Annotated in this window: 13 protein-coding genes and 1 pseudogene; 12 read left to right on the top strand and 2 right to left on the bottom strand. The window is 68.2% G+C overall.

What is annotated here, in order from left to right; translation table 11 throughout:
• The first annotated feature begins 61 nt into the window (after nt 1–61).
• The 12 genes and pseudogenes from F3K02_RS21695 to F3K02_RS21645 all read left to right on the top strand — a co-directional run bounded on the left by F3K02_RS21695 (nt 62) and on the right by F3K02_RS21645 (nt 11,786).
• Nucleotides 62–1,243 carry a cobalt-precorrin-5B (C(1))-methyltransferase gene (locus F3K02_RS21695; protein ID WP_177137799.1) on the top strand — a complete coding sequence of 394 codons (1,182 nt, stop codon included), beginning with the start codon at nt 62–64 and terminating at the stop codon, nt 1,241–1,243.
• A complete protein-coding gene (cbiE, locus tag F3K02_RS21690; RefSeq protein ID WP_177137798.1) occupies nt 1,240–2,583 on the top strand; it encodes a precorrin-6y C5,15-methyltransferase (decarboxylating) subunit CbiE in 1,344 nt (447 codons plus the stop codon). Before F3K02_RS21695 ends, cbiE begins: the two co-directional genes overlap by 4 nt.
• Complete coding sequence (gene cobI, locus F3K02_RS21685) at nt 2,576–3,412, top strand: precorrin-2 C(20)-methyltransferase (RefSeq protein ID WP_177137797.1); 837 nt, start codon at nt 2,576–2,578, stop codon at nt 3,410–3,412. The genes cbiE and cobI overlap by 8 nt, the downstream gene beginning before the upstream one ends.
• Nucleotides 3,409–4,191 (top strand): cobalamin biosynthesis central domain-containing protein, encoded by a 783-nt coding sequence (locus F3K02_RS21680; RefSeq protein WP_177137796.1) that lies wholly within the window; start codon nt 3,409–3,411, stop codon nt 4,189–4,191. Before cobI ends, F3K02_RS21680 begins: the two co-directional genes overlap by 4 nt.
• A pseudogene (locus F3K02_RS27915) lies at nt 4,188–4,559 on the top strand (cobalamin biosynthesis protein); the annotation flags it as partial. The gene F3K02_RS21680 and the pseudogene F3K02_RS27915, both read left to right, overlap by 4 nt.
• Nucleotides 4,560–4,667: 108 nt before the next feature.
• Nucleotides 4,668–5,312, top strand: coding sequence for a 5,6-dimethylbenzimidazole synthase (gene bluB / locus F3K02_RS21675; protein WP_425485630.1), 645 nt, complete (start codon nt 4,668–4,670; stop codon nt 5,310–5,312).
• Nucleotides 5,313–5,352: 40 nt separating this feature from the next.
• Complete coding sequence (gene cobJ, locus F3K02_RS21670) at nt 5,353–6,372, top strand: precorrin-3B C(17)-methyltransferase (protein WP_177137786.1); 1,020 nt, start codon at nt 5,353–5,355, stop codon at nt 6,370–6,372.
• Nucleotides 6,369–6,719, top strand: coding sequence for a (2Fe-2S) ferredoxin domain-containing protein (locus tag F3K02_RS21665; RefSeq protein WP_177137784.1), 351 nt, complete (start codon nt 6,369–6,371; stop codon nt 6,717–6,719). The genes cobJ and F3K02_RS21665 overlap by 4 nt, the downstream gene beginning before the upstream one ends.
• Nucleotides 6,709–7,467, top strand: a complete 759-nt coding sequence (gene cobA / locus F3K02_RS21660) for a uroporphyrinogen-III C-methyltransferase (protein ID WP_177137782.1) — start codon at nt 6,709–6,711, stop codon at nt 7,465–7,467. The genes F3K02_RS21665 and cobA overlap by 11 nt, the downstream gene beginning before the upstream one ends.
• 120 nt (nt 7,468–7,587) lie before the next feature.
• Nucleotides 7,588–7,812: a phospholipase D-like domain-containing protein gene (locus F3K02_RS21655; protein WP_246309700.1), complete on the top strand. Its 225-nt coding sequence runs from the start codon at nt 7,588–7,590 to the stop codon at nt 7,810–7,812.
• A 73-nt stretch (nt 7,813–7,885) separates the two neighbouring features.
• Entirely contained in the window at nt 7,886–10,798 is a 2,913-nt protein-coding gene (locus F3K02_RS21650; RefSeq protein WP_177137780.1) for a Tn3 family transposase, read from the top strand.
• Nucleotides 10,799–11,174: 376 nt separating this feature from the next.
• Nucleotides 11,175–11,786 carry a recombinase family protein gene (locus F3K02_RS21645; protein ID WP_177137778.1) on the top strand — a complete coding sequence of 204 codons (612 nt, stop codon included), beginning with the start codon at nt 11,175–11,177 and terminating at the stop codon, nt 11,784–11,786.
• Nucleotides 11,787–11,801: 15 nt separating this feature from the next.
• Here the strand turns inward: F3K02_RS21645 and F3K02_RS27685 are convergent, their stop codons facing one another.
• Complete coding sequence (locus F3K02_RS27685) at nt 11,802–12,107, bottom strand: transposase (protein WP_343067127.1); 306 nt, start codon at nt 12,105–12,107, stop codon at nt 11,802–11,804.
• Nucleotides 12,046–12,408, bottom strand: coding sequence for a hypothetical protein (locus tag F3K02_RS27680; RefSeq protein WP_246309698.1), 363 nt, complete (start codon nt 12,406–12,408; stop codon nt 12,046–12,048). Before F3K02_RS27680 ends, F3K02_RS27685 begins: the two co-directional genes overlap by 62 nt.
• Nucleotides 12,409–12,453 lie beyond the last annotated feature (45 nt).

Below are 12,453 nucleotides of genomic sequence, written 5' to 3'. Positions count from 1 at the left end.
TGGGTCAGCCGGTGGCGCTGGTGCGGCAGGCCGGGCGGGCGGTGGCGTTTGCCACCCTGATGTGCACCGACCAGAAGATCGAGGCCAGCGTGGACCTGATGCGCCAGCTGCCCGACGCGCCGCGCAGGGGCTGGAAACCGGGGCGGTGCCCGATGCCATGGAGAGCCTGCTGCCCAACGGCCAGCGCGTGCGCTTTGCCGTGCACGACGGGCGCTGCGATGCGCACAGCGCCCACGCCATGGTGGTGAAGTTCGCGGGCGACGACCCGGACTGCACCGATGGCGCCCACCTCACGGTGGACCTGCGGCTGCTGCCCGGCCGCGCGGGTGAGATCACCTTCGTGGCCGGCGACGGCGTGGGCACGGTGACGCTGCCCGGCCTGGGGCTGGCGGTGGGCGGGCCGGCGATCAACCCAGTGCCGCGCCAGAACGTCGCCGACAACCTGCGCGAGGCCGCGCCGAACCTGCTCGCACAGCACGGGCTGGAAGTCACGGTGAGCGTGCCCGGCGGCCAGGAGATGGCGAAGAAGACCACCAACGCGCGGCTGGGCATCCTGGGCGGCATCAGCATCCTGGGAACCACCGGCATCGTCAAACCCTATTCCACCGCCGCCTGGCGGGCCAGCGTGGTGCAGGGCATCCAGGTGGCGGCCACGCTGGACCACGGCGTGGTGGCGCTGACCACCGGCGGCCGCACCGAGACCTTTGCCATGCAGACGCTGCGCGCCGAGCGGCCCGGCCTGCCCGCCGCCTGCTTCGTGCAGATGGGCGACTTCCTGCGCTACGCGCTCGACGAGGTGGTGGCCCAGGGCCTGCCCGAAGTGGTGCTGGGCGTGATGGTGGGCAAGCTCACCAAAATCGCCCAGGGCGAGACCATCACCCATGCCAACCGCAACGTGGTGGACACCGACCTGGTCGCAGAGATCGCCCGGCAGATCGGTGCCACGGCCAAGGACTGCGCCGCCATCGCCGCCGCCGAGACCGCGCGCTTCGGCGCCGAACTGATGGTCGAGCGCGGCCTGGGCCCGGCCTTCCACCAGGCGCTGGCGCAGCGCGCCATCGACACCCTGACCGCGCCCGAGCGCTACGGCCACGCCTTTGCGCTGCGCGTGCTGGTGTGCGACTTCAGCGGTCAGCCCGTGGCCGACGTGCGCTCGGCGCCCGCCGAGGCGCGACCCCGCCCCGCCACGGCCGGGCGCACCGGTATCGGCCACACCCACCACTCCGACTTCGACACCGAATGAACGACCTGCCCTCCCAAGATCCCAACCGCTGCCGCGTGATCGGCGTGCTCGACGACGGCGTGGCCAGCCTCGGCGCCACCGCACTGGCCCATCTGCGCACCGCCGACGTGGTGATCGGCGGCGCGCGCACGCTGGCGCTGCTGCGGCACGCGCTCAAACCCGGCGCCGTCACCCACGACCTGACAGGCCAGCTGAAGGCGGTGCCCGGCTGGGTGCGCGCCGCGCGCGAGGCCCACCAGGCCTGCGTGGTGCTGGCCACCGGCGATCCGCTGTGCCACGGCATCGCACCCTACCTGGCCCAGCACCTGTGCCTGGACGCGCTGGACATCCTGCCCAACCTGTCGACGCTGCAACTGGCCTGCGCCCGCGTCGGTCTGGCCTGGCAGGATGCGCGCATCGTCTCCGTGCACGCCGCCGATGCCGGCGAATGGCAGCGCGGCGCCCCGCCCTCGCACGGCCTGTACGCACTGGCCCAGGCCCTGCGCGCCGAGCAGCGCCTGCTGCTGCTGACCGGCCCGGCCAACAGCCCCGACCGCATCGCCCGCCTGCTGCTCGCCGAAGGTCTGGGTAGCGACTTCCACATGGCCGTGGCCGAAAACCTGCTGCAGGCCAACGAACAGGTGCATGCGCAGCTCAGCCCGGCCGAGGCGGCCCGCATGCGCTTTGCCGAGCTGAACGTGGTGCTGCTGTGGCGCACCCGGCCGCGGCCACAGCCGGTGCGCTTCGGTCTGGCGGACAGTGCCTTCGAGCAGCGCCAGCCCGAGAAGGGACTGATCACCAAGCAGGAGGTGCGCGCCGTCAGCCTGGCGCGGCTGCAGCTGCGCGCCGACAGCGTGGTCTGGGACATCGGTGCCGGCAGCGGCTCGGTGGGTCTGGAAGCCGCCCGCCTGTGCCCGCAGGGCCACGTGTTCGCCATCGAGAAGAACGAGGCCGACCACGCCATCGCCCGGCGCAACCACGCGGCCTTCGGCGTCAGCAACTACACGCTGCGGCACGGCAAGGCGCCCGAGGGGCTGGAGGACTGGCCCGACCCCGATGCGGTGTTCGTCGGTGGCTCCGGCGGCGAGCTGGCCGGGCTGATCGGCCAGGTGCTGCGGCGCCTGCGGCCCGGCGGCCGGCTGGTGATGAACTTCGTGACGCTGGAGAACCTGGCCACGGCCACCCAGGCCCTGCAGGCCATCGGCGCCGAGTGGGACGTGCTGCAGCTGCAGGCCGCGCGCAGCCGTCCCATCCTGCACATGCACCGCATGGCGGCCGAGAACCCGGTGTGGCTGGTGTGCGCCGGCGTGGGCCACGGCCAGACCGAGCCGCAGGTGGCAGAGGAGACCACGCATGGCTGAACCCGCCGCCCCTATGGGCAGCCTGCAAGGTATCTCGCTGGGTCCGGGCGACCCCGGCCTGATCACCCGAGCGGCCTGGGCCGCGCTGGAGCGCCGCGACGCGGTCTGGGTCTACCCGGTGCGCAGCGGCAAAACGCCGAGCTACGCGCTGGACATCGTGCAGCGCGCCGGACTGCCGCTGCCGGAGACCCACACGCCGCTTGTGTTCCCGATGACGCACGACGGTGAGAAGCTGGCGCGCGCCTGGCTGAAGGCCGCACACACCGTGCTGCCCTGGCTGCAGGCCGGGCGCGACGTGCTGTTCCTGGTCGAGGGCGATGCCTCCACCTACGCCACCTTCGGCCACCTGGCGCGCACCGTGCGCGGGCTCAATGAGCAGGTGCCGGTGCAGGTAACGGCGGGCGTCAACTCCTTCACCGCCGCCTGCGCCGACGTGGGTGAACCCTTCGCCGAACAGGACGACACCGTGGCCATCGTGCCGGCTGCCTACGGCGTCGGCGCAGTGGACCGCTTGCTGCCCGACTTCGACACCCTCGTGCTGATGAAGATCAAGCCGCTGATCGAGGACCTGCTGGACTGGCTGCAGGCGCGCGACCTGCTGGGCGGCGCGCATTTCGTGGAGCGTGTGGGCGCGCTGGACGAGCGCCGGCTGTCCGGCCCCGAACTGCTCACGCTGCGCGGCAGCAAGGTGAGCTACCTCTCGCTGCTGATCGTGAAGAACCCGCACCGCGTGCGCGGCGAGCGCATCAAGGGTTGCCTGAAAAAGGACGGCCCCGCGTCGTCGCAGAACGCGCAGGACAGACAGCACGCGCCGGAGACCGCACCATGAGCCTGGACAACCCCACCACGCCGCCCCGCGCCTGCCTGGTCGCTATCACCAAACACGGCACTGCGCAGGCCGCCACGCTGGCGCGCGCGCTACCCACGGCAAGTGTCTGCGTGGCCGCCAGGTTCGCCGACGCCTTCGCCGGTCTGCCGAACCCGCTACAGACCTACGAGGGCGCGTTCAAGGACCAGATCGGCGACCTGTTCGCGCAGTTCGACCAGATCGTGTTCTTCGTCTCGCTGGGCGCCGTGGTGCGGCTGATCGCGCCCCACCTGAAGAGCAAGGACGAGGATCCCGGCGTGCTGGTGGTGGACGACGCCGGCCAGTTCGTCATCCCGGTGATCTCGGGCCACGTGGGCGGCGCCAACGCCATGGCGGAAACCGTGGCCGCGCTGCTGGGCGCCACGGCGGTGCTGACCACCGCGTCGGACGTGGGCAAGACCATCCCGGTCGACATCCTGGGCCGTGAACTGGGCTGGCGTGTCGAAGCCCCAAAGCTCAACATCACCCGCGTCTCGGCCGCCGTGGTCAACGAAGAGGCCGTGGCCGTGGTGCAGGAGGCCGGCAGCCCGCACTGGTGGACCCGGCCCACGCCGCTGCCGCCCAGCATCCACCGCTACACGCGCCTGGAAGATGTGGATCTGGCCCGCTACCGGGCGGTGCTGTGGATTACCCACCGCCCGGTGGACGAGGCGCTGTGGCAGACGCTGCACGAACGCCTGGTGGTGTACCGCCCGCCACAGCCCACGGGCACCGGCGCCGCCACCGGGGCCGCGGCATGAAGGTGGCCCTGGGCATCGGCTGCGACCGCGGCACGCCGCTGGCCACGCTAGCGCGCGCGGTCGACGAGGCGCTGGCCATGGCCGGCCTTCACCGCGGGCAGGTGAGCAGCGTGGGCAGCATCACGCTCAAGGCCGACGAGACCGGGCTGCTGGCGCTGGCGGCGCAGGCCGGCTGGCCGCTGCACTTCTACCCCGCCACCCAGCTGGCCGAGGTGGTGGTGCCCAACCCGTCGGAGACCGTGCGCCGCCACACCGGCAGCCCCTCGGTATCCGAAGCCGCCGCCTTGCTCGCCGCCGGCACCACCGAGGCCTCCGCCTTGTGCATCGAAAAGCACCGGCTGCGCGGCGACGATGGACGCAATGCCACCGTGTCCGTGGCGCGCGTGATGCCCCGCGCGGCCATCCCGCCCTGTGTCGCCAACACCGATCCGGCGCGTTGCTTCACGGCCGCCGAGCGAGAGGCGGTGCAGTCGCTGATGCAGGTGCGGCGCGACATGCGCCACTTCACTGCGGGTGCACAGGTCGCCGAAGATGTGCGTGCGCGTCTGCAGGCGGCCTTGCTGGCGGCGCCATCGGTGGGTCTGATGCAGCCGCTGCGCGTGCTGCGCATCACCGACCCTGCATTGCGCGAGCGGCTGGCCGCCACCGTGGACGAAGAGCGAATGCGCACCGCGCAGGCCATGGGGCCCCGTGCGGCCGAGTTCCTGGCACTGAAGGTGGAAGGCGTGCGCGAGTGCGCCGAGTTGTGGGCGCTGGTGCTGGCGCCAGACGACGGCACGCTATTCGGTCGCCGCACGCTGGCGAGCGAAATGGCGTGGTGCTCGGCGGGCGCCGCCGTCCAGAACCTCTGGCTGGCCGCGCGCGCCGAAAACCTCGGTCTCGGATGGGTGTCGTTGTTCGAACCCGGCGACCTGCGCAGGCTGCTGTCGCTGCCCGTGGGTGCAGCGCCGCTGGGCCTGTTGTGCATCGGTCCGGTGGATCGCTTTTACGAAACACCCATGCTCATCCAGCAACAGTGGCGCCAGGCGCGTCCGGTGTCGGCCGTGTTCACCGAGAACTCCTGGGAACCGTCCTGGAACACCGGGAGCTGCGCCACACCGGAACACCTGCCGCTGGGCTGATCGCTTTACCGTTGAACTCTCGCTTGTCACAAGGAACGAAATGACCATCGATACCCCCGTCACCACCCCGCGCAACGCAGGCACCACCGGCAGCATCAGCCTGGTGGGCATCGGCCCTGGCCACACCGACCACATGACCACGCGTGCGCGCGCTGCCATCGCCGAGGCCGATGTGGTGGTGGGCTATGTCACTTACATCAAGCTGGTGGCCGACCTGCTGGACGGCAAGGAAGTCGTGCGAAAGGGCATGACCGAAGAGCTGGACCGCGCCGTCCACGCGCTGGAAGCGGCCCGTGCGGGCAAGAAGGTGGCACTGATCTCGTCAGGCGATGCCGGCGTCTACGGCATGGCCGGCCCGACCTACGAGGTGCTGTTCCAGGCCGGCTGGACGCCGGAAGATGACGTGATGGTGGAGATCGTGCCTGGCGCCTCGGCGATCAACGCCTGCGCCGCCCTGGTCGGTGCGCCCCTCACGCACGACTTCTGTTCCGTCTCGCTGTCCGACCTGCTGACACCCTGGCCGGTGATTGCCCGGCGGCTCGACGCAGCGGCGGCGGCCGACTTCGTGGTGGCGCTCTACAACCCCAAGAGTGGGCGCCGCACCCAGCAGATCGTGCAGGCTCAGGCGCTGTTCCTGCGGCACCGCCGGCCCGACACGCCGGTGGCGATCGTCAAGAGCGCCTACCGACGCCGCCAGCAGATCGTGCACACCACCCTGGACCAGATGGCCGAACAGGAGATCGGCATGCTCAGCACCGTGCTGATCGGCAACAGCAGCACCTTCCTGCGCGCCGGGCTGATGGTCACCCCGCGCGGCTATGCCAACAAGTACGACGTGGACCAGGGCTTCGAGACCCGCGAGGGCGAGAAGGCTGGCCGCTCGCTTTCCAGCGGCCTGCTGGGCTGGATTGAAGGGGTGCGCGCCGAACATGCGTCCGGCCTGGGCCTGACCGAACTCGCACGCCGACACCGCCTGCCCGCCGACTACATCGAACAGGTGCTGGCGACACCCGACGAACACGAACCGACCGAGGCCGGGGCCGAGGAAACAGAAGCATGAGTACCCCGGAGAAGCCCCGCATCAGTGACTACCGCCGGCACCTGCTGGTCTGCACCGGCGCGCGATGCACGCAGGACGGCGCATCGCAGGCGCTGTTCGACAGCCTGGGCGAGAAATTCAAGGCCGCTGGGCTGAACGAAGGTGCGCTACGCGTGAAGCGCAGCCGCGTGAGCTGTTTTGCTGCCTGCAAGGGCGGCCCCATCCTGTGCGTACAGCCCGACGGCACCTGGTACCACGGCGTGACCCCCGACAACATGGACCGCATCATCGGGCAGCACCTCGTGGGCGGGCAGGTGGTCGCCGATCTGGTGTTCCACCAGGGACCGGGGGTCATCGATGGTGAGTGAGGTACCCGCCGCGGGCTCCGTCTGCATCGTTGGTGCCGGGCCGGGACCGGCCGACCTGATGACGCTGCGCGCGCTGAACCGGCTGGAACAGGCCCAGGTGGTGGTGCACGACCGGCTGATCGCCGAGGATGTGCTGGCGCTGATCCCGGCCACCGCCCTGCGGGTGTACGTGGGTAAGGCGCTGGGAAATCACGCCGTCCCCCAGGATGAGATCCATGACCTGCTGGTGGCGCATGCGCGCCAGGGCCGGCGCGTCGTTCGACTCAAAGGTGGTGACCCCTATGTCTTCGGGCGCGGTGGCGAGGAAGTGCTGGCGCTGCAGGCGGCCGGCATTGCGTTCGAGGTGGTGCCCGGTGTGACAGCAGCCAACGGCTGCTCGGCCGCCGCGGCCATTCCGCTGACGCACCGCCACCTTGCAGCCAGCTGCGTGTTTCTGCCAGGCCATTTGGCGGACGACCAAGCCAGCCACGATTGGCAAGCCCTGGCGCGCGCGGGGCAGACCCGGGTGTTCTACATGGGCGTTCAGCGTCTGGCGCAGATTGCCCAGGCCTTGATCGCCCATGGACTGCCGTCCGATACTCCCGCGGCCATCGTGCAGGACGGCACCCGGCCCACACAGACAGTGCTGGCCTGTCCCCTGAACCGGCTGGTCAAGATCGCCCCGGCGTATGGTCCACGACCGGGCTTGCTGATCATTGGCGAAACGGTGCGGCTGAGCCCGTCATTTGAAGAAGATGCGCTTGGTTGAATTGACGGCAAGGGCGCTGGCCCTCCATGGAGTTGATCGCTACTGCCTGGCGCAATAAGCAGTTTGAGTATTCGGGCAAATTTACGGCAGCCAAGGAACAACACAAAAGCACAGATCGGTTTGGGCACCAACTACCATTTGGAAGAGTTAATCAAAGGGGCATCCGACCGCCTGATCCTGATCAGCCCATTTCTCAAACTCAACGACCGTATGAAGGAGCTTCTGGCGGACAAGAACCGCTTGAAGATCGACGTGCGCATCGTGTGGGATCCCCTTGATTTCAGTGCAAAAAGTGACGGTTCCGATCGCCAGCAACGGCGCGGCTCTGGTTTTATAAGTTGTTGATTTCAAAAGGATTGCTGTTCACTGCGGCGGGGCGTATCTTTGGCTGCTTCCCGAGTCACAAGGAGCAGCGGCGATGCAAGGCTGGCAGACACCGTACCTGGGCCTGCGCGATCTCCCGCGTGAGCTCACCGAGTTCGAGCTGCAGGCCTTCTTCAGCTTCAGTCGTGCCGAGCTTGAGCTGATCGCCCGACGGCGGGGCGACAACCACAGGCTTGGCCTGGCGCTGCACATTGGCTTCGTGCGCATGAGCGGCCGGCCACTGAACAGCGTGCGTGCCGTGCCGGCCGTGTTGCTGCGTCACCTGGGCCAGATGCTGGACATCGTGACGCCAGACCTGGCATCGCTGCGCGCGCTGTACGCTCGGGGCCGAACCCTGTTCGACCACCAACAGCAGGCCTGCGAGGCCCTGGGGTTTGCCTGGATGACCGAGCACCAGCGCAGGGCGTTGGTGCGGATCCTGCGTGACGAAGTGGCCCACAGCGCCGACCGCGAACGGCTGCTCCTGCATGCCCGGCATTGGCTCTACGAACACCGGTTGCTCATCGTGCACGACCGCGTCATCCGTGGCTTGGTGGCTGCGGCACTGTCCGAGCTCGAGGCCGTCACGGCCCAGTCCATCCGAGCCGCGGCGCCGGCCGCCACCTTGAAGCGCTGGTCGTCGGCATTGGACAGCACCCGAGCGGACGGCCAGCACTTCCAGAGCTGGCTGTGGAGCGCCCCGGCCAAGCACTCCACGCGCCAGATCGCCGAGGTGCTCGAACGCATCGCCTTCCTGACGGATTTGGGCATCGATCAACACTTGGGTGATCTCAACGACGTGCTGGTGCGCCGCTATGCGCGGCGCATGGCCACCAGGCCGCCCTCGGTCAGCGCCCGGATCAAAGAGCCGGCGCGCACTGTCGAGATGGCCTGCTTCCTGCGCTACTGCCTGCTGACAGCCACCGACCAGCTCATCCTCATGTTCCAGCGCCGCGTCGCCGACTTGTGGCGGCACTGCGCCGACGGCGTGAACGCCACTGTCGACTGGGCCCAGCAGTACCAGCAGTTGCTTCAGGAGCTGGCCGATCTTGCAGCTCAGGAGACGGTGCCGGATGCCGAACTGCGCTCGCGCCTGAGCGATCTGATCGCGGCCAAGCGCGCCAGGCGCGCACCCAGTCGGGCGTCGATCATCCGCCAGCACCTGATCGATGCCATTGCACCGGTGCGCTCGTTGCTGGTGGCGGTCAGCCGACTGCCCTGGCAGGCCACAGGCGAGCATCCTGTGCTCGACGCGCTGGACAAGCTGCGCGTCCAGTACGCTGCCGGCACCAAGAGCCTGCCGGCCGAGGTCACGGCGCCGCGCCTGGGCCCGGCATGGCGAGAAGCCATTGCCGACCTTGACCGCGACCGTGCCTTCCGGGCGCTGGAAGTCGCCACCTTGTTCGCCCTGCGCCGAGCGCTGCGCAACGGCTCGGTCTGGATTGAGCATTCCCTGAGCTTCCGCGGCCGCGAGCGGCTGTTCCTGCCCGACGAGCGCTGGCAAGCTGAGGCCCGGCGGCACTACGCCCGGCTGCAACTGCCGGCCAAGGCGAGCGACTTCCTCGCGCCGCTGCTTGCACGCGTTCGCGCCGGCGTCGACGCGGTAGCTGCCGCCACGCGCACAGGCTCACTGCGCGTGGACGACGAACTCCACCTGGCGCCGCTGGCCGCCGACGAAGAGAACCCCGAAGTCACCAAGTTGCGCGCGCGACTCGACCAGCGCATCGGCGAGGTGCAACTGCCCGAGGTCATCCTGGCCGTGGACGCGCAGGTGCGCTTCAGCTGGATCATGCTCGGGCGCGAGCCAAGATCAGGCCAGGAACTGCTGATGGCCTACGCCGGCATCCTGGCGCACGGCACGAGCCTGACGGCTGCAGAGTGCGCGCGCATGATCCCGCAACTGTCGGCCACCAGCATCCGCCAGGCCATGCGATGGGCGGGCGATGAGAGACGCCTGGCCCTGGCCTGCCAGGCGGTACTTGAGTTCATGCAACGTCATGCCATTGCATCGACCTGGGGCCGCGCCGATCTGGCCTCGTCGGACATGATGAGCCTGGAGACCAGCCGCCGCGTATGGCAGGCACGCCAGGATCCACGGCGTCAGACAGCTTCCATCGGCGTGTACAGCCACGTGCGCGATCGCTGGGGGATCTTCCACGCCCAGCCGATCGTGCTCAACGAGCGGCAGGCCGGTGCGGCGATCGAAGGGGTCGTGCGGCAGGAACGCATCGAGACGTCCCAGCTCGCCGTCGACACGCACGGCTACACCGACTTCGCGATGGCGCTGTCGCGTCTGCTGGGCTTCGATCTGTGCCCGCGGCTGCGCGAACTGCGGCAACGCCACCTGTTCGTGCCTCGAGGAATGAAGATCCCCGAAGAGATTGCCGCCGTGTGCGAGGCCAGCGTTGACACGGCACTGATCGAAACCCATTGGGACAACCTGGTGCATCTGGCTGCGTCGGTGATGTCGGGCCACGCCAGCGCGGTGACGGCGCTGGCCAGGTTCGGGTCTGCGGCACGGGGAGACCCGATCTACGACGCCGGTGTGCAGCTGGGCAAGCTGCTCAGGACGGCGTTCCTGACGGACTACTTCATCAATGCCAGCTTCCGCAGGGAACTGCGCCGGGTGCTCAACCGGGGCGAGGCGGTGAACGCCCTCAAACGCGCGATCTACACCGGCCGCGTTGGGCCGGCTCAGGCGCGCCGATCCGACGAGATGCAGGCGGTGGCCGACGCCTTGAGCTTGCTGGCCAACGTCGTGATGGCGTGGAACACGGCGCAGATGCAGGCGGTGCTGGATCGCTGGGCCAACAGGCGTCAGATCGTGCCGCCGGAGCTGACCGGGCGCATCGCACCGACGCGCCTGGAGGGCATCAACCTGCGCGGTGTCTTCCGCTTCCCGCTGGAGCGCTACGCGGGGCAGATCCTGCCGTCACAAACAGCAGCGAAAACGAGTACCAGCGGCTGAAATCAACCCAGCATTGGTGCGGGCTGTAGCGTATTTGGAGGGCCAACAGAAACTCAATGGCTGACAAGCACTTGCGCGTGACGAACCGCCAGAGCCCGCGCCAATGCTCATCGGTCGAACCGTCACTTTTTGCACCGAAATCAAGGAGACCCCTTCCAGCGGACAGTGTTCATGGCTAGATCGGTGTTTATGTGTATGGGTGTTTATAAGGCACTGCGACGGGCATTGCAAGTAAGTCCGATTAAACGATTGTTTTACAAGACTATGGTGGCCACGCTGAGCTGCTGCACGTCGTCCGGGCAACGATGGTTCGAATAACTGGTTTTATAAATCAAAGTTCGATATTCTATCCAACAGTTGAGTATTCGAGACTTTTATGAAGATCGGCTATGCGCGCGTTAGTACGCGCGATCAGAAACTGGACCGCCAGGTCGACGCGCTGAAGCGCGCGGGCTGCGAGCGAATCTTCCAGGACGTGGCGAGCGGCTCGAAGACCGCGCGGCCGGCGCTTGACGAGTTGCTGGGGCAGCTGCGGGCAGGCGATGTTCTCGTGATCTGGAAGCTCGACCGCATGGGTCGATCACTGCGGCACCTGGTCGATCTGGTCGGCGATCTGGTGACTCGTGACATCGGCCTGCTCAGCCTGAATGACCCGATCGACACTACCAGTGCGCAGGGGCGCTTGGTGTTCAATTTATTCGCGTCGCTGGCCGAGTTCGAGCGTGAGTTAATCCGGGAGCGCACGCAGGCCGGCCTGACGGCGGCTCGGGCGCGCGGACGCGTGGGGGGCCGCCCGAAAGGCATGCCGGCGCACGCCGAGTCGACAGCGATGGCCGCCGAAACCTTGTACCGCGAGCGACGCCTGGGCGTGAACGACATCGCCAAACGATTGAGCATCGCCAAGAGCACGTTGTACAGCTACCTCCGGCAGCGTGGTGTCGAAGTCGGAAAACATGCGCGTCGGCACGACACGATCAGTCCACCGTGACCCAGCGCGCTGGCCTTAAGTCGGTTTACTGTTCCATTGCTCCCCGAACCCCGTCTCCAGCAGCTTGGAGTCCGTGGGGTGCGCCACGGCCTTCTCCTGCACGGTGGAGTCCACCACCACGGTGGCCAGCGCGGACGCCGGAATCAGCTTGAGCGAGACGGCCAGGTTCACCGTCTGCGCGAGCAGCTCCTCCACGCCTTCTTCGCCGAGCAGGCGGCGGAACTTGACCAGGGTGGTGGCGTCGCAGGGCAGGCGGGGTTCAAAGTAGGCCTGACCCGAGAAGAACTGGAAGTTGGGCGAATCGCTCCAGCGCTCGACCACGGCCTCGTCGCTGACGATTGAACGCGTGCTTGAGGTACAGCAGCGCGATCATGGTGCGCAGGGGCACGCGCGGGCGCCCGGCGTTGGACTTGCGGCCCACGGGCGCTGGCGCCTCACCGAACAGGTCCAGATCGGGCATGGCCTGCCCAGCGTGCGCTTTGCGCGAGAAAAGATGCGCCACAGAGGCTTCGATCTGCTGCCACGGCATGCGCGAGGCCAGCACCGCCAGCGAGTGGCGTAGGTCGATCATGTGGTCCAGGCGGGCGCGAAAGAAGTCGTCGGTGGCGGCATCAGCAAACATCAAAATCTCCCAGAAACTGATGGCTATTGGAAACCAATCCGGGAG

Source organism: Hydrogenophaga aromaticivorans (assembly GCF_013387465.1).
Classification (GTDB): Bacteria; Pseudomonadota; Gammaproteobacteria; order Burkholderiales; family Burkholderiaceae_C; genus Hydrogenophaga; species Hydrogenophaga aromaticivorans.
Note: the sequence above shows the minus strand (reverse complement) of the source record. Positions and strands in the feature narration are given on the sequence as shown.